This is a genomic window from Streptomyces sp. NPDC005803 (assembly GCF_040630435.1).
In the GTDB taxonomy this organism is placed as follows: domain Bacteria; phylum Actinomycetota; class Actinomycetes; order Streptomycetales; family Streptomycetaceae; genus Streptomyces.
The window spans coordinates 76,561-92,294 of the sequence record NZ_JBEXXO010000020.1 but is presented as its reverse complement, the minus strand read 5'-3'; the positions used below and the strand labels follow the sequence as shown (position 1 = coordinate 92,294).

Annotated in this window: 13 protein-coding genes and 2 pseudogenes; 4 read left to right on the top strand and 11 right to left on the bottom strand. The window is 71.9% G+C overall.

What is annotated here, in order from left to right:
* Positions 1-65: 65 nt before the first annotated feature.
* The 4 genes from ABZ454_RS26515 to ABZ454_RS26500 all read right to left on the bottom strand — a co-directional run bounded on the left by ABZ454_RS26515 (position 66) and on the right by ABZ454_RS26500 (position 3,894).
* Entirely contained in the window at positions 66-656 is a 591-nt protein-coding gene (locus ABZ454_RS26515) for a malonic semialdehyde reductase (RefSeq protein ID WP_356321760.1), read from the bottom strand.
* 148 nt (positions 657-804) lie between these two features.
* A complete protein-coding gene (locus ABZ454_RS26510; protein WP_356321759.1) occupies positions 805-1,068 on the bottom strand; it encodes an exodeoxyribonuclease VII small subunit in 264 nt (87 codons plus the stop codon).
* An 88-nt stretch (positions 1,069-1,156) separates the two neighbouring features.
* Complete coding sequence (gene xseA / locus ABZ454_RS26505; protein ID WP_356321758.1) at positions 1,157-2,368, bottom strand: exodeoxyribonuclease VII large subunit; 1,212 nt, start codon at positions 2,366-2,368, stop codon at positions 1,157-1,159.
* Between the two features lie 137 nt (positions 2,369-2,505).
* Entirely contained in the window at positions 2,506-3,894 is a 1,389-nt protein-coding gene (locus ABZ454_RS26500; RefSeq protein ID WP_356321757.1) for an APC family permease, read from the bottom strand.
* Between the two features lie 86 nt (positions 3,895-3,980).
* Between ABZ454_RS26500 and ABZ454_RS26495 the strand changes: the two genes are divergently transcribed.
* Together ABZ454_RS26495 and ppgK are read left to right on the top strand one after the other, a co-directional pair.
* Positions 3,981-4,970, top strand: a complete 990-nt coding sequence (locus tag ABZ454_RS26495) for a 4-hydroxy-3-methylbut-2-enyl diphosphate reductase (RefSeq protein ID WP_356321756.1) — start codon at positions 3,981-3,983, stop codon at positions 4,968-4,970.
* A gap of 203 nt (positions 4,971-5,173) precedes the next feature.
* Positions 5,174-5,911, top strand: a complete 738-nt coding sequence (gene ppgK / locus ABZ454_RS26490; RefSeq protein WP_356321755.1) for a polyphosphate--glucose phosphotransferase — start codon at positions 5,174-5,176, stop codon at positions 5,909-5,911.
* A 15-nt stretch (positions 5,912-5,926) separates the two neighbouring features.
* Here the strand turns inward: ppgK and ABZ454_RS26485 are convergent, their stop codons facing one another.
* Positions 5,927-6,454: a DUF6542 domain-containing protein gene (locus ABZ454_RS26485; protein WP_356321773.1), complete on the bottom strand. Its 528-nt coding sequence runs from the start codon at positions 6,452-6,454 to the stop codon at positions 5,927-5,929.
* A 579-nt stretch (positions 6,455-7,033) separates the two neighbouring features.
* Here ABZ454_RS26485 and ychF point away from each other — a divergent pair.
* The gene (gene ychF / locus ABZ454_RS26480; RefSeq protein ID WP_356321754.1) at positions 7,034-8,122 is read left to right on the top strand and encodes a redox-regulated ATPase YchF; all 1,089 of its coding nucleotides are present in this window, start codon (positions 7,034-7,036) and stop codon (positions 8,120-8,122) included.
* 116 nt (positions 8,123-8,238) lie between these two features.
* Here ychF and ABZ454_RS26475 read toward each other — a convergent pair.
* The 3 genes and pseudogenes from ABZ454_RS26475 to ABZ454_RS26465 form a co-directional block, all read right to left on the bottom strand.
* Positions 8,239-8,406, bottom strand: a pseudogene (locus tag ABZ454_RS26475) (DNA-binding protein); the annotation flags it as partial.
* Entirely contained in the window at positions 8,403-8,678 is a 276-nt protein-coding gene (locus ABZ454_RS26470) for a hypothetical protein (RefSeq protein WP_359541489.1), read from the bottom strand. The gene ABZ454_RS26470 and the pseudogene ABZ454_RS26475, both read right to left, overlap by 4 nt.
* A gap of 24 nt (positions 8,679-8,702) precedes the next feature.
* Positions 8,703-9,284, bottom strand: a complete 582-nt coding sequence (locus ABZ454_RS26465; RefSeq protein WP_356321751.1) for a Uma2 family endonuclease — start codon at positions 9,282-9,284, stop codon at positions 8,703-8,705.
* 180 nt (positions 9,285-9,464) lie between these two features.
* On the opposite strand from ABZ454_RS26465, the pseudogene ABZ454_RS26460 reads away from it, so the two are divergent.
* Positions 9,465-9,926: pseudogene (locus ABZ454_RS26460) on the top strand (DMT family transporter); the annotation flags it as partial.
* A gap of 67 nt (positions 9,927-9,993) precedes the next feature.
* Here the strand turns inward: ABZ454_RS26460 and ABZ454_RS26455 are convergent.
* The 3 genes from ABZ454_RS26455 to ABZ454_RS26445 form a co-directional block, all read right to left on the bottom strand.
* Positions 9,994-12,582: a discoidin domain-containing protein gene (locus tag ABZ454_RS26455; protein WP_359541486.1), complete on the bottom strand. Its 2,589-nt coding sequence runs from the start codon at positions 12,580-12,582 to the stop codon at positions 9,994-9,996.
* A 211-nt stretch (positions 12,583-12,793) separates the two neighbouring features.
* Positions 12,794-13,909: a threonine synthase gene (locus ABZ454_RS26450; protein WP_359541483.1), complete on the bottom strand. Its 1,116-nt coding sequence runs from the start codon at positions 13,907-13,909 to the stop codon at positions 12,794-12,796.
* Between the two features lie 68 nt (positions 13,910-13,977).
* Positions 13,978-15,360 (bottom strand): glycoside hydrolase family 18 protein, encoded by a 1,383-nt coding sequence (locus ABZ454_RS26445; protein WP_359541481.1) that lies wholly within the window; start codon positions 15,358-15,360, stop codon positions 13,978-13,980.
* Between the last annotated feature and the right edge of the window lie 374 nt (positions 15,361-15,734).

Here is a 15,734-nt window from a genome sequence, read left to right as displayed (position 1 = left end):
AAGGCCCTGGAGCGTGATGCTCCAGGGCCTTCCTCGTACCCGTGCGGCCCTGGGGGCGGCGGGGCTCAGACGGTCTTGACGACCTCGTCGAACGCCAGGCGCGGCAGGCGCGGGAACCAGGCGTCCTCGCCGGGCTTGCCGATGTTGACGACCATCAGCACGTTGTGGTCGGCGTCGAGGAACTCCTTCTCGATGCCCGCGGCGTCGTAGCCGGTCATCGGGCCGGCGGCCAGGCCGGCGGCGCGGACGCCGATGATGAAGTACGCGGCCTGCAGGGCGCCGTTCAGCGCGGCGGCCGACTCGCGGACCGGGCGCTCGGAGAAGAACGCGTCCTTGGCCTGCGGGAAGTGCGGCAGCAGGGCCGGGAGCTCCTCGTGGAACTCGTTGTCGGTGGCCAGGATCGCGACCAGCGGGGCGGTCGACGTCTTGGGCTGGTTGCCCTCGGCCATGTGCGTGACCAGGCGCGCGCGGGCCTCGTCCGAACGGACCAGGACGACGCGCAGCGGCGACTGGTTGAAGGCGGTCGGGCCGTACTTGACCAGGTCGTAGATCGCCTGGACCTGCTCGTCGGTCACCGGCTCGTCGGTGAAGGTGTTGGCGGTGCGGGCCTCACGGAAGAGGAGGTCCTGGGCGGCGGGGTCAAGAACGAGGGACATCTTGCGTATTACCTTCCGGACGTACACGGGGGATCGAGCAACTCCGATCACGGTACGGGAGAGGTAGGTTAACTTTCAACTAAAACGGGAGGGGAGTGACCCACTCCACACCGCTGACGTCTTGCGCCGTTCCCCCCGGCCCATCCCTTCAGCCCGCGTCGGCCGCCGTGTCCCCCGAGCCCTCGCCGGGCTCGGCAGGTCCCGCCAGTGCCGCGTCGAGACGGGCCCGCGCCCCCTCCAGCCAGCGCCGGCACACCTTCGCCAGCTCCTCGCCGCGCTCCCACAGCGCGAGGGAGTCCTCCAGGGAGGTCCCGCCCGCCTCCAGTCGGCGCACCACCTCGATCAGCTCGTCGCGCGCCTGCTCGTAGCCGAGCGTGCCCGTGGCCGCAGCCGTCGTCCCGTCGTCCGTCATGAGATCCACCCTATGCGTCGGCATCGTCCGTCCCTCCCGGCCCCGGCCGGCTGCCCGGGGCCCGTCCACCGCTCCCGTGCGGTGTCGCTCACTCGGCGACCCGCACCGCGAACTCGCCCCCCGAGACCCGCGCCCGCAGCGCGTCCCCGGCGGCGCCCGCCTCGGCCGGGTCCCGGACCACGTGCCCGTCCGCCCGCTGGAGCACCGCGTAACCGCGCTCCAGCGTCGCGGCCGGCGACAGCGCGAGCACGCGGGCGCGGGTGTGGGCGAGCTCCGAGTCCGCCCGGTCCAGCAGATGGCCCAGCACCCGCCGGCCACGCCCGATCAGCGCGTCGACCTCCGCTGCCCGCTCGTCCACCATCCGCCGCGGGTGCTCCATCGAGGGCCGCCCCAGCGCGTGCGCCAGCCCCCGCTCCTCCCGGTCGAGCAGTCCCCGTACCGTCCGCAGCGCCCGGTCACGCAGCTGCTGCACCCGGTCCAGCTCCTCGCCCACATCGGGCACGACCTTCTTCGCCGCGTCCGTGGGCGTGGAGGCCCGCACGTCGGCGACCAGGTCGAGCAGGGGGGAGTCCGGTTCGTGCCCGATCGCCGAGACGACCGGGGTGCGGCAGCCGGCGACCGTGCGGATCAGCTCCTCGTCCGAGAACGGCAGCAGGTCCTCCACGCTGCCCCCGCCGCGCGCCACGACGATCACGTCGACGTCCGGCAGGCCGTCCAGCTCCTTGACGGCCCGGACCACCTGATTCACCGCGTGCACGCCCTGCACCGCGGTGTTGCGCACCTCGAAGCGCACGGCGGGCCACCGGCGACGGGCGTTCTCCAGCACATCGCGCTCGGCCGCCGACGCGCGTCCGCAGACGAGCCCGATCAGCTGCGGCAGGAAGGGCAGCGGCTTCTTGCGGTCGAGAGCGAAAAGGCCCTCCGAGGCCAGCGCCTTCTTGAGCTGCTCCAGCCGGACCAGCAGCTCGCCGATGCCGACCGGCCGTATCTCCGTCGCCCGCAGCGAGAGCTGGCCGCGGGGCGCGTACCACTCGGGCTTCGCGAGGACGACGACCCGCGCGCCCTCCGTGACCACGTCCGCGATCCGGTCGAAGACCTGCCGGAAGCACGTCACGCTCACCGAGATGTCGTGCGACGGGTCGCGCAGGGTCAGGAACACCACGCCGGCACCCGGCCGCCGCGACAGCTGGGTGATCTGCCCCTCGACCCAGACCGCGCCGAGCCGGTCGATCCAGCCGCCGATCAGCCGTGACACGTCACCGACGGGCAGCGGAGCTTCCGGGGAAGTTTGCAGAGCCATGCGAGCGAGCGTATCCGCCGGCGCCGACAACAGGATGGCCGCGCGGCAAGGGCCGAGCCGCACCCGGGCCGCCGCCCCTCACCCCCGCCGCCGCCCCTCACTCCTGCCTGACACCCCTCACCCCCGCCTGACACCCCTCACGCCGCCTGACGCCCCCGTTGCAACAGGAGGATCACCAGCCCCACCGCCAGCCAGCACGCGCCCACCACCTGGGCGCTCGACGTCGCCTCCACGATCACCGCGATCAGCACCCCGGCCCCCACCACCGGGATCAGGACGTGCCGCCACCAGCTCGGCGGCCCCTCCCTGCGGCGCACCACGAACCAGCCGACCACCGACGCGTGGAGCAGGACGAACGCGGTCAGCGCCCCGATGTCCACCACCGACACCAGATGATCCAGACCGTCGTCCCGCCGAGCCGCCCACACCGCGGCCACCAGCGTCACGACCGCCGCGATCAGGATCGCGATCCGCGGCACCCCCGAGCTCGGGTCGATCTTGGACAACAGCGCGGGCAGCCGGCGCTCCCGGGCCATCGCGAACAGCAGCCGCCCGGCTGCCGCCTGTCCGGCCAGCGCCGCGAACGCCGCCCCGATCGCCTTGCTGACCGCCACCAGATCGTGCAGCCAGGTCCCGGCCGCGGAGTCCACCGTGTCGTAGAACGCCGAGCCCTGCGCCACCGGATCGGCGGCCAGCTCGGCCGACGACATCGGCTCCAGCAGCGCGGCCAGGTACGCCTGCGCCACGAACAACACCCCCGCCAGCACCAGACAGAACAGCACCGCCCGCGCCACCTTCGCCGAACCGCCCGTCACCTCCTCCGCGAACGAGGCGATGGCGTCGAAGCCCAGATACGAGAGCACCGCCACGGACACCGCGCCCAGCACCGCCGTCGCGGAGAAGCCGGAATCCCCCGTGAGCGGCGTCAGCCAGCCGCGCTGCGCCCCGTCCCGTACGAGCACCACCACCGCGGTCACCAGGAACACCAGCAGCACCACGATCTCCATCGCGAGCACCGCGAAGCCGACCCGGGCCGCCGCCCGTACGCCCCAGAGGTTGAGCAGCGTCGTGAGGACCACCGCCAGCGCCGTCCACACCCAGCGCGAGACCCCGGGCACCAGCGCGTTCATCGCGATCCCGGAGAAGAGGTAGGCGACCGCCGGGATCAGCAGGTAGTCCAGCATCGCCATCCACCCGGCGATGAACCCCGGCCCCTCGCCGAGCCCCTTGCGGGCGTACGCGAACACCGAACCCGCCAGCGGGGCGACCCGCACCATCTGCGCGTAACTGAAAGCGGTGAACGCCATGACGACGGTCGCGGCGATGTACACCAGCGCCACGGCGCCGTCGGACTTCGCGTCGAGGGTGCCGAACACGCCGACGGGGGCCATCGGAGCGATGAAGAGCAGCCCGTAGACCACCAGATCGCGGAAGCCGAGCGTCCGCCGCAGCCTCGCGTGTTCCGTGGAGCCGCCACCGGTGCCCCTGCCCTCGGAATCCGTACCGCCGCCGCTGCTGTCGGCCATGAACCCTCCGTCGGTCGCGTCATCGGTCACGTGGTGATCAGTCTCCCGACCCCGTCGGCCCCGCGCCTGTTCGGTACGGCCTTACGATGGGACGCATGACTGCTCCGACACCCCGCCGCGTCCTGCTCGCCGCTCCCCGTGGCTACTGCGCGGGCGTGGACCGTGCCGTGATCGCCGTGGAGAAGGCCCTGGAGCAGTACGGCTCCCCGGTCTACGTACGCCACGAGATCGTCCACAACAAGTACGTCGTGCAGACCCTGGAGAAGAAGGGCGCGATCTTCGTCGAGGAGACGGCGGAGGTCCCCGAGGGCTCGATCGTCATGTTCTCCGCGCACGGCGTCGCACCGACCGTGCACGAGGAGGCGGCGGAGCGGAAGCTCGCCACGATCGACGCGACCTGCCCCCTGGTCACCAAGGTCCACAAGGAGGCCGTCCGCTTCGCGCAGGACGACTTCGACATCCTCCTGATCGGCCACGAGGGTCACGAGGAGGTCATCGGCACATCCGGCGAGGCCCCCGACCACATCACCCTGGTCGACGGCCCCGACGACGTCGCGAATGTCGAGGTGCGCGACCCGTCCCGGGTCGTGTGGCTCTCCCAGACCACCCTCTCGGTGGACGAGACGATGGAGACCGTCGGGGCGCTCAAGGAGAAGTTCCCGCTCCTGATCTCGCCGCCCAGCGACGACATCTGCTACGCCACGCAGAACCGGCAGATCGCCGTGAAGCAGATGGGCGCGGACGCCGACCTGGTGATCGTCGTCGGCTCGAAGAACTCCTCGAACTCGGTCCGCCTGGTCGAGGTCGCCCTCGGCGCGGGCGCGGGCGACTCCCACCTCGTCGACTCCGCCGACGAGATCGACGAGGCCTGGCTGGAGGGCGTCTCCACGGTCGGGGTCACCTCCGGCGCCTCCGTGCCCGAGGTGCTGGTCGACGGCGTCCTGGCCTGGCTGTCCGAGCGGGGCTTCGAGGACGTGGAGATCGTGAAGGCGGCCGAGGAGTCCATCGTGTTCTCGCTGCCCAAGGAGCTCCGCCGCGACCTGCGCGCGGAGGCGGCGGCGCTGTCGGCCGAATAGGCACGGGGTCCGGTTCCCGTACCGGTTCCGTACGGGGCTTCCGCGCCCCGGTCTCCGTCTCCGTACGGGGGTTTTTGCGCCCCGGCTTCCGTATGGGGGTTTTCGCGCCCCGGCTTCCGTATGGGGTTTTCGTACCGGTTTCGGTAGTGCGGGGTTCCGGTTCCGGGAAGTGAGCGGGGCCGGGTACCCGTACCGTGGATCACATGGAGATCTTCGGCGTGGACATCGGCGGATCCGGGATCAAGGGCGCTCCCGTGGACCTGGACCGCGGAGACCTGGCGCGGGAGCGCCACAAGGTACTCACCCCGCACCCGGCCACCCCCGAGGACGTGATGGGGTGCGTGGCCGAGGTGGTCGGCCACTTCGACTGGCGGGGACCGGTGGGCATCACCTTTCCGGGCGTCGTCACCGGCGGTGTCACCCGCACCGCCGCCAATGTCGACAAGGGCTGGATCGACCTGGACGCCCGCACCCAGCTCGGCGACAGGCTCGGCCTCCCGGTCACCGTCCTGAACGACGCGGACGCGGCCGGCATCGCCGAGATGACCTTCGGCGCGGGCCGGGGCCGCAAGGGCACGGTCATCATGCTGACGCTCGGTACGGGGATCGGCAGCGCGGTCTTCATCGACGGCGGGCTCGTGCCCAACACCGAGCTCGGCCACCTGGAGGTGCACGGCCACGAGGCGGAGAAACGTGCCTCCACCAAGGCCAAGGAGGACGAGGACCTGAGCTGGGCCCACTGGGCGCACCGGGTGCAGAAGTACCTGGCCCATGTGGAGATGCTGTTCTCGCCCGAGCTGTTCATCATCGGCGGCGGGGTCAGCCGCAAGGCCGACAAGTTCCTGCCGCTCATCGAGCACGTGCGGGCCGAGATCGTGCCCGCCGAGCTGCAGAACAACGCGGGCATCGTGGGCGCGGCGATGGCGGCAGCGAGCCGCTGACGGCGTCGTCCGCCGTCAGCGCTGGGACGGGCGCCGCGGCGCCCGTCCGGTGGCCCGCGGGGGCGGTGACGGCTGCGCGGCCGGCCGCGCGGTCTGCGCGGCCAGCAGCATCCGCCGGTGCCGGGCCCGCATCAGGCGGATCTTCCGCACGGTCGCGATGAGCCCGGCGACGAGCGTGCCGCCGTACAGCCAGCCGGCGTGGACGGCGAGGGCGGTGACGACCGCCATGGTCTGCCCGCCGAAGCCGCCCCCGCCGCCGGAGATCGGGATGATGCCGACGGCGAACGCGATCGGCACGCTGATCGGCGCGGTCACCAGGTCGGCCGGCCGCACCCAGAGCGCGGTCAGTGCGCTGACCGGCAGGAACAGCACACCGAACACGGCGGACGAGCCGTCGAACAGCAGCCAGTCCGCGCAGCCGATCACGAACATGACGGCGGCCGCGAAGAGCCCGGCACCGATGCCGGTCAGCCGGGGATTGGGCAGCCGCCGCAGGGCGAGCACGACGGGCGCCACCCGGCCCCGGCCGGCCGGCGTGCTCATGACTCGGTAGGCGGTCGCGCCGCCGACGACGGACCCCTCGGCTTCCTTGGTCCCGAGCGGGGCCGGCGCGGCCGACCGTGACTGCCTGCGCTGCGGGGGACGTGTCCTGTGCTGCTCCACCGGGACAAGGTAGGTCGCCGAGCGGCCGGAACGGGGTGCGGGACACGCGCTTTGGACGAGCTTGCGACGAGTTAGATGCCACACGGCCCAACGGGAACCGATTCCGCGCACGTCCCTCACGGTTCCGGCACGGGACAGGCACGGGGTCCGAGGGGGATCCGGCGTCGGGTCCGAGGGCGATCCGGCACCGGGTCGGCGTCGGGGCCGAGGGTGATCCGGCACCGGGACCGGCATCGCGTCGGTTGTGCCGCAGCCCCGGGACCGGCCCCGATGCGGCCCCGGGACCGACCTCCGACGCAGCACCCCGTCCGGCACCGGTCCCGCACAGGTTCCGGCGCCCGGTCAGCCACCCGGCCGGACCCGTGACGGCCCACTCGCCCCCGCCCGTAAACTGGAGAATCGGCCCACCCGGGCCCGACGTCCATCCGAGCCCGTCCACCCCCTAGGGAAGTCGCCACCGTGTCGCTCACGATCGGAATCGTCGGTCTGCCGAATGTCGGCAAGTCGACCCTTTTCAACGCCCTGACCAAGAACGACGTGCTGGCGGCCAACTACCCGTTCGCCACGATCGAGCCGAACGTCGGCGTCGTCGGCGTCCCCGACCCGCGGCTGAACACGCTCGCGGAGATCTTCGGCTCCCAGAAGCTGCTCCCGGCGACGGTCGACTTCGTCGACATCGCGGGCATCGTGCGCGGCGCGAGCGAGGGCGAGGGCCTCGGCAACAAGTTCCTCGCGAACATCCGTGAGTCGGACGCCATCTGCCAGGTCATCCGCGCCTTCAAGGACGAGAACGTCGTCCACGTCGACGGCAAGGTCTCGCCCAAGGACGACATCGAGACGATCAACACCGAGTTGATCCTCGCCGACCTCCAGTCCGTCGAGAAGGCCGTCCCCCGCCTCACGAAGGAGGCGCGCCTCCAGAAGGAGAAGGTGGCGGTCCTGGCCGCGGTCGAGGAGGCCCAGAAGATCCTGGAAGCGGGCGACACCCTCTTCCACGCGGGCATCACGGCCGGCACCGAGAAGGGCCGTCTGCTCCACGAGCTGCACCTGCTCACCACCAAGCCCTTCCTCTACGTCTTCAACGTGGACGAGGACGAGCTGGTCGACGAGGACTTCAAGAACGAGCAGCGCGCCCTGGTCGCCCCCGCCGAGGCCATCTTCCTGAACGCCAAGATCGAGTCCGAGCTGATCGAGCTCGACGACGACGAGGCGCTGGAACTCCTGCAGTCGATGGGCCAGGAGGAACCCGGCCTCGCCACCCTCGGCCGCGTCGGCTTCGACACCCTGGGCCTGCAGACCTACCTCACGGCAGGTCCGAAGGAAACCCGCGCCTGGACGATCAAGAAGGGCGCCACGGCCCCCGAGGCGGCCGGTGTGATCCACACCGACTTCCAGAAGGGCTTCATCAAGGCGGAGATCATCTCCTTCGACGACCTCGTCGAAACGGGCTCGGTCGCCGAGGCCCGCGCCAAGGGCAAGGCGCGCATGGAGGGCAAGGACTACGTCATGCAGGACGGGGACGTGGTGGAGTTCCGCTTCAACGTGTAGCGGGTGACGTATCGCCACGTCGCTGATATGGCAAACGTACAGGTCAGGGGGGCCCGACACGTCGAAGTCGGGCCCTTCGTCCGTCCCCGTGGTGGGATGGTGCTGGACGGGATTTCCTCCGTCTTCCCGTAGACGGCCTCCACCACCGTCAGGGCCGACACGAGGACGGGCACGCCCACGCGCCGAGCGGCCTCGATCCGGGTCACCATCTGGCGGTCGTTGTGCAGGAGCAGCGACAGTGCCTGGGAGTCCAGGACCAGGGTCCTGGCCGCGGGCTCCTTCATGCGGCGCTGTCGTCAGACGCGTAGGGCGCTGGTGCATCACCGAACAGTTCGCTCTGCGCGGCCTGGACTTCGGCCTCGCTCAGCAGCTCGTGCTCGGCTTCGTAGGCGGCCACGATCTCGGCGAGGCCGTCCATGGCGAGCTGGTGCCGGACCGCCGCGGTCACGTACGCGGACACGCCGCGCTTGCCGGTGCGCGTGCGCAGAGCACCGAGGAGTTCCGAGGGCATCGAGACGGAGATGTTCTCCGTGCCGCCGGGGCGGGGTGACGTCATGACACGTGCTGACTTGGTGCTGACTCAGCCGCGACGGGGTGGAGCGAGCTTCTCCAGGTCGAGGTTGATCTCGAAGGGCACCGGACGGTTGAGCGAGCCCCTGAAGATGCCCACGGGTACATAGGTGGCGGTTGGCTCGTCAAGTTCGTAGACGTGGACGATGGGTGCTCCGTCCTCGTCCTCGATGCGCCAGTAGTGCGGGATGCCGGCCTCTGCGTATTTGTGGAGCTTTACCGTGCGGTCCCGGTGCGCGGACTCGGGGGAGACCACCTCGACGGCGAGTCGTACTTCCTCCGGTGCGAACCAGGTGCGGTCACCGTCGAAGTCGGCCGTCGTCACCAGTAGATCCGGCTCGGGTCGATTGCGTTGATCGAGTTTGATGGTCATCTCCCGTCCGACCCTTACGTCGGCCGGCGCCTGCTCCATGAGAGCCACCGTGAGCATCGTGACGAGATGGCCGTGCCACCACCGCTGCGGGGACATCATGAATACGAGGGCTCCGTCGATCAGCTCGGTGTGGCGCGGTGCTTCCGGGAGGCGGTCCAGGTCCTCCGCGAACCAGCCTTCCGCGCGGGGCGGGCGCATCCAGTCGGGCAGTGCGGTCATGGCTCAACCGTAGCGACTCGGCGAGGTCCGGGCCACGAGGTCGACGACGGCCGAAACCAGAACCGCCCTCGTCACCCACACGCGGGCCGTCTGCCCGCGCCTGCGCTGCACGCTCATCAGGGACTCACCTCGTCCGGGAACATCGGGAGCGGCGAGTCGGGCGGGTAGTCGACCGGCGCGGTGCTGGCCTCGGTCACGGCACTGATCATGTCGTCCCTCGGATACATCCTCACCAAGCGCTGGGGAGCCGGGACCGACGTCCTCGCCTCGACCTCCTGGCAGCTGATAGCCGGCGGCCTGCTGCTGCTGCCGCTCGCCGCGGCCGTGGAAGGCGCGCCGCCCGCGCTCGACGGACCGGCCCTCCTCGCATTCGGATACGTGACCGTGGTGGCGACCGCCCTCGCCTTCGCCGCCTGGTTCGCGGGCCTGCGCCACCTGCCGGCCGCGACCGTCGGGCTGGTGGGGCTCCTCAACCCGGTGACCGGGGTGCTGCTCGGCACCGCCCTCGCCGGGGAGTCGCTCACTCTCCGGCAGATCTGCGGGCTCGCTCTCGTGCTGAGCGGAATCCTGCTCGGCCGGCCGGCGGCGCGCCGGAGGCCGGCCGGGATACGCCGCGCGCGCCCCGGGTGTCCTGCCTCGTAAGGTCCGGCGCGGGCCGGCGGCCTCCTGGGTGTGCCGGTCACGCACAGGCCGGGCTCCGGCGCGCACCCTACGGCTGCGTGACCGTCAGTTCCCGTACGCCCACCGGCTTTGCCGCGTCCGCCGAGCGGACCGTCAGCCGCACCTCGCGGGCCACCGCCCCCGCCCGGTACGGCTCCCAGGTCCTGCCGTCGGCCGAGGTCTCCAGGAGGTGCGAGGCGGGGGGCGCGTCCGTCCACTGGGGCGCGATGCCCGTCACCGGGGCCGCACGCCCCAGGTCCACCGTCAGCGTGCCCGTCTCTCCGTCGGGCGACCAGGCCGTCGCCGGGCTGCCGTCGACCGCCGCGACCGCGTACAGGCCGGGCGTCTCGGACGTCGCCGTCGCCGGGCGGCAACGGGCCGCGTCGGTGGTCGGGGCCAGGTCCGGGCGGCGCGTGGGGAGGGTGAGGGTGGTCGACAGGGAGCGGGGACCGGACGGGGTGTGGAGGGTGAAGGGGGCGCCCGAGGTGAGGCGGACCTCCGTCGTGCGGGGGCCGATCGTGATGGCGTACGTACGCCCCTGGTAGTGCAGGCCCGTCAGGTTCACGCCCTCGCTCAGCTGCGGCGGCAGCATCGGATCCAGGCGCACCCCGTCCTCCCGCAGCCGCAGACCGGTCAGCCCGTGCGTGAACACCTGGAGGAAGCCGCCCTTGCCGGTGAGGAAGTCCTCGGCGGGGAACCCGGAGAGGGGATCCTGTGCGCCCGCCTTCGCGCCGCGCGCCTCACTGAACAGGGCGTACGGGCCGCGCATGAACGGGCGCACGGCACGCTGGAGGTAGGTGTACGTGGCACAGCCCGGCTCCCCGATCGCGGCCGCGTCGATCGCGTGGACCGAGTCCGTCATCGCCGGGCCGTCCGGATCGGTGCGCGCCGCGTAGTAGTCGAGCGTGGCGGACGCCGCGCCCGCCTCCATCGGCCACTCCAGCGGGTAGATCAGCAGGACGGTGTCGGCCTGCTTGATCGTCGAGCCGTCGTATCCGGCGTACTGGAGGTAGATCCGGCGGTCCGGGTCGTACGGGATGCGCAGGCCGTCCGCGACCTCGGACCACTCGACCGGAGCGGGGTGGCCGAGGATCCGTGCCGCGCGGGTGGCGTTGCGCAGGGCGGTGACCGCGACGGCGTTGGTGAACACCCCGTCGGTGACGCCGTTGCTGTACTCGTCCGGGCCCGCCACCTCCTTCACCGAGTAACTGCCGTCCTCGTTCCTGGTGGCGCGCGAGGCCCAGAAGTCGGCGATGCCCTGGAGCATCTGCCAACCGTGGCCGGCGAGCCAGTCACGGTCCCCGGTAGCCAGGTAGTACTGCCAGACGGCCAGCGAGACGTCGCCCTGGAGGTGGTTCTGCGTCACGCAGTGCGGCGGGTTCCAGCTCTGGCACTCGGACCACAGATTGCCCCTGCTCGCGCTCGTCCACGGGTAGAACAGCCCTTCGAACCCGAGCTTCTCCGCGTTCGTACGGGCCTCGTCACGCGTCCGGTAGCGGTACTCGACCACCGAACGGGCCAGCTCGGGGCGGGTGGCGAGCAGCCCCGGGTACATCCAGGTCTCCGCGTCCCAGAACACCATGCCCGCGTAGTTGTCGCTGGTCAGCCCGGCCGGGGCGATGCTGTCGCGGGAGCCGGTGCGGGTGGAGGCGAGGAGCCCGTACTGGGCGGACCGCAGCCACTTCTGCAGATCGGGGCTGCCCGGCACGGACACGTCGGCGCACCAGTCCCGGCGCCAGACGGCGGCGTTCTGGGCGAGGACCGCGGACCAGCCCCGCCTCGCGGCGCGCAGGGACGCCTCGCGCGCGGTGGTGCGCGGGGCGCGCGAGGTGAGCGCGGTGTCCACCCCGACGTACTTCTCGAACGTGTACGTGCGCCCCGCGCTCACCCGGGACTCGTGCCCGTCGGCGCCCGCCGGGCGCATCGTCCGGACGATCGCCCCCGCCGTACCCGTGCCCCGGGTGCGGAACGTCCCGTCGTCCTCCAGCGCGATCCGGCGTGCGCCGCGCGGGTCGAGCCGGCCGGTGACCGTCGCGGTGCCGGTCCAGTGCGGCGTCATCCGCAGCCGCACGGCGCCGGTGTGCACATCGGAGCGGTCGGCCAGCACCTCGTACGTCAGGTCGGTCGCGCGGCCGTCGGCCGTGGTCCAGCGCAGCGACGTCACCACCAGTCCGCAGCGCAGGAACAGCGTCTGGCGGTAGCGGGAGATCCGGGCGGCCGGGGTGTCGGAGCCGTACGTCTCCTCGCCGACGCGCACATCGAGGGTGGTCCAGCTCGGCAGCGCGGCGACCACCTCGCGGCCCGCCGCCAGGTCGTCCTCCCGGCCGAAGAGCCCGGAGACGAACGCCCCGTCGTAGCGCGGGGTGTACAGCGGCCAGCCGGTCTTCTCCTCCCGCGCGGCGTACCCGGCGCCCGCCGCCGGTACGCGATGTCCCAGATACCCGTTGCCGACGTAGGGGTCGTAGCCGGCGGCCTCGCCGAACGTCGTGGACGTCGGCGCCCAGGCGGGGTCCGTGTCCCGGCCGCAGGCCACGGCCGGCGCGGGGGCCGGCGGGGAGGCGGACGCCACGTGCGGCAGGGGCGCGATCAGGGCGCACGCGAGGAGTGACGTGAGGAGAGTGGTACGCGAAGGGCTCACGGTACGAACGTAGGGAAGCGGAGGCGGTGCGGCCGGGCACGGCGCGCGGGTGAACGGCTGACGAGGCGCGTGCCCGCCTTGCGGAAAGCGGGTGGGGGCACGCGCCCCGGTCCCGTCAGGCCGTGAGGACCCGTAGGGCGGTGAGGTCCGTAGGACCGTAGAGCGCGAGGTTCCTCAGGTTGTGCAGCCCCGGCCGGGGCGACACGGTCCCTCAGGCCGCGAGGCCCGTCTTGAGACCCGCGCCGCACAGCGGTACGACGACGCTGCGGTCCGTCCAGTCGCCCACCGCCGCCCAGCAGGCCACGCCCGTCGTCTCCACGTAGAAGCCGCGGGCGGCCAGGTCCCGCTGCGCGTGCCGGAGCTGCTCCTCCGTCACGGTCAGGAAGGTGCCGCCCGACGCCCGCACCGCCGCCAGGATCGCCCGGGCGCGCGGCGGGCGGGGGATGGCGATGCCCTCGGCGAGGGTGGGGGAGGGGCCGGAGCCGGCCGGGCCGTCGAGGAGGTCGTCCGCCCCCGCGTGGAAGGCCTCGGCCAGCGGGGACACGGCCTCGGCCTGGATGGCGACCAGCGCCGGACGGGTGTCGATCAGGCCCTGGGCGAGGAGTTCCTCGATGGCCAGGGCCGCGCCGAGCAGCAGCGTGCCGTTGCCCACCGGTACGGCGACGGCGTCGGGGAGCCGGCCGCCGAGGTCCTCCCAGAGTTCGTACACGTACGTCTTCGTGCCGTGCAGGAAGTACGGGTTGAAGACGTGCGAGGCGTAGAAGGCGCCGGGGGCGTCGGCTGCCGCCCGGGCCGCCCGCGCGGTCGCCTCGCGGTCGCCGGGGACGATTTCCAGCCGGGCCCCGTGCGCCCGGATCTGCTCGGTCTTCTTCTGCGAGGTGCCCTCGGGGACGTACACCGTGCAGGGCAGCCCGGCGCGGGCGCAGTACGCGGCGACGGCCGTTCCCGCGTTTCCGCTGCTGTCCGCGACGACGTGTCCGGGGGCGAGGCGGCGGGCCAGTTCGGCGAGCATCACCGCGCCGCGGTCCTTGAAGGAGAGCGTGGGCATCAGGAAGTCGAGCTTGGCCGAGACCGTGCCGGTGAGCGGCACGAGCGGGGTGCGGCCCTCGCCGAGCGTGGTCGCGGGCGAGGAGAGCGGCAGGACCTCCTCGTAGCGCCACAGGGAGTTGACCCGGCCGGGCAGCTCGCCGGTGCGCAGCGGGCCCGCGGTCTCGAAGTCCAGGTCCCACGGGCCGCGGCAGACCGGGCAGCACCAGGTGAGTGAGGTGACGTCGGCACGGGTGCCGTCCTGCGGGCAGCGGTAGGTGGTGGCCATGGCGGCCAGCATGCCAGCCGCACGGGCGGGGCGGACACCGGGGCGGCCGCGTCGTCGCGGCCGCCCCGGAAGGGCGGTTCCTACCGCCGGGACAGCCCGCGGTCGACGGCGGTCATCAGCTCGCCGTCGTCCGTGTCCCCGTCCAGCGACCAGAACATCGCGCCGCCGAGCCGGTGGTCGCGGATGTACGCGGTCTTGGTGCGCAGGACCTGCGGATCGTCGTACGTCCACAGCGTGGTGCCGTCGAACAGCCAGGCGCTGCCGTCACGGACGTTGCGGTGGACCGTGTACGCACCCGAATCGGCCAGCTTCTTGAGGGCCTTGTAGTCCTCGTATCCGGCCGCCCAGGTGGCGGGGGCGGGGGCCGTGGCCGGTTGGCCGAGGCCGTCGCCGCCACCCGTCACACCCGTCCAGCCCTGACCGTAGAACGGCATCCCCATCACGAGCTTGCGGGCCGGGGCGCCGCGCCTCAGCCAGTCGCGCACGGTCTGGTCGACGCTGAAGTCGCCCTTCGCGTACAGCGCGGACTGCTGCGCGGTGGTCTTCTCGCCCGACACGTGGAAGTCGTAGCCCTGCAGGTTCACGAAGTCGAAGTCCCGCATGATGCGCGGCACGTCGAAGCCGGCGTCGATCTTCTCGGGGGACGTGGGCACGAACGCCGAGAGGTCGTAGTGCTTGGGCTTCGTTCCGTGACGGCCGCCCCCGCGCGACGCTGAGCTCTTCGCGTACGCGTCGAGCTGCGTGCGGAACTCGTGCACCAGCGCCGTGAAGTTCCGCTTGTCCTCGGGGCGGTACACCGTGTCGGAGTCACCCGCGGACCCCGGCCATTCCCAGTCGAGGTCCACCCCGTCGAACAGACCGGCCGCCGCGCCCTCGCCGCCGCGCGTCCCGTCCACCGGCAGATTGCCCTTGATGTACAGGTCGATGCACGAGGAGACGAAGGCCTTGCGGGAGGCGGCGGTGCGGGCCGCGTCCGAGAAGTGCGTGGACCAGCTCCAGCCGCCGAGCGAGATCATCACCTTGAGGCCGGGGTGCGCGGCCTTGAGCTCACGCAGCTGGTTGAAGTTGCCCGCGAGGGCCTGGTCGTCGGTGTCGGCGACGCCGTCCACCGAGCTCGCGGCGTCCAGCGGGCGGACGTAGTCGGCCCAGGCGTCCGCCTCGCCGGGCACGTTGCCCGTGAAGCAGGTGCCGTCGGCGCTGACGTTGCCGAACGAGTAGTTGATGTGGGTGAGCTTGGCCGCTGTGCCGCTCGTCTCCAGGTCCTTGACCTGGAAGTCGCGCCCGTAGACGCCCCATTGGGTGAAGTAGCCGACGCGCTTGTAGGCGGGCGCGGAGCTGGGGTGGGTGCCGTTCGCGTGCCCTTGGCCGTGGCCTGTGGTGGCGCCGGCGGCGGGGGCGAGGGTGGCGGCCAGCGAGAAGGCGCAGGCGGCAATGGCCAGTCCGGACAGGGTTCTTCGACGCATGAGGCCCGTTCCTGTGCGTGTGCGGGGACAAGACGTGTGCGGGTCAAGACGTGCGCGGGGAGACGCGTGACCGTGCTGTGGAGCTGTGGAGCTGTGGAGCTGTGGAGCTGTGGGGCTGTGGAGCTATGGGGCTGTGGAGCTGTGGAGCTGTGGAGCCGTGGGGGGTTGGGGCTGTGTGACGGTTCGCCGTGTGGAGAGGAAGGTATTGGTCTGGACCAAAAGAGGTCAAGGGGTGGGCCGGTCGGAACGGCCGGGGGTGGTGGGGTGGCAGGGGCCGGGTATGCGCCCGCCGGCCGCGAATCATCACTTCGGGTGAAACTCTGGCCTGCGCTTGCGGTCGGGAACCGACGGTTGCGACGCTGTTGCAGTCTGTC

Excerpts from the sequence above, each read along its gene's own strand:
- ABZ454_RS26470 (WP_359541489.1), bottom strand. The coding sequence starts at position 8,678 with ATGACGTCACCCCGCCCCGGCGGCACGGAGAACATCTCCGTCTCGATG.
- ABZ454_RS26445 (WP_359541481.1), bottom strand. The coding sequence starts at position 15,360 with ATGCGTCGAAGAACCCTGTCCGGACTGGCCATTGCCGCCTGCGCCTTC.
- ppgK (WP_356321755.1), top strand. The coding sequence starts at position 5,174 with ATGGAGATCTTCGGCGTGGACATCGGCGGATCCGGGATCAAGGGCGCT.
- ABZ454_RS26485 (WP_356321773.1), bottom strand. The coding sequence starts at position 6,454 with ATGAGCACGCCGGCCGGCCGGGGCCGGGTGGCGCCCGTCGTGCTCGCC.
- ABZ454_RS26495 (WP_356321756.1), top strand. The coding sequence starts at position 3,981 with ATGGGACGCATGACTGCTCCGACACCCCGCCGCGTCCTGCTCGCCGCT.
- ABZ454_RS26465 (WP_356321751.1), bottom strand. The coding sequence starts at position 9,284 with ATGACCGCACTGCCCGACTGGATGCGCCCGCCCCGCGCGGAAGGCTGG.
- xseA (WP_356321758.1), bottom strand. The coding sequence starts at position 2,368 with ATGGCTCTGCAAACTTCCCCGGAAGCTCCGCTGCCCGTCGGTGACGTG.
- ABZ454_RS26450 (WP_359541483.1), bottom strand. The coding sequence starts at position 13,909 with ATGCTGGCCGCCATGGCCACCACCTACCGCTGCCCGCAGGACGGCACC.
- ABZ454_RS26500 (WP_356321757.1), bottom strand. The coding sequence starts at position 3,894 with ATGGCCGACAGCAGCGGCGGCGGTACGGATTCCGAGGGCAGGGGCACC.
- ABZ454_RS26510 (WP_356321759.1), bottom strand. The coding sequence starts at position 1,068 with ATGACGGACGACGGGACGACGGCTGCGGCCACGGGCACGCTCGGCTAC.
- ABZ454_RS26515 (WP_356321760.1), bottom strand. The coding sequence starts at position 656 with ATGTCCCTCGTTCTTGACCCCGCCGCCCAGGACCTCCTCTTCCGTGAG.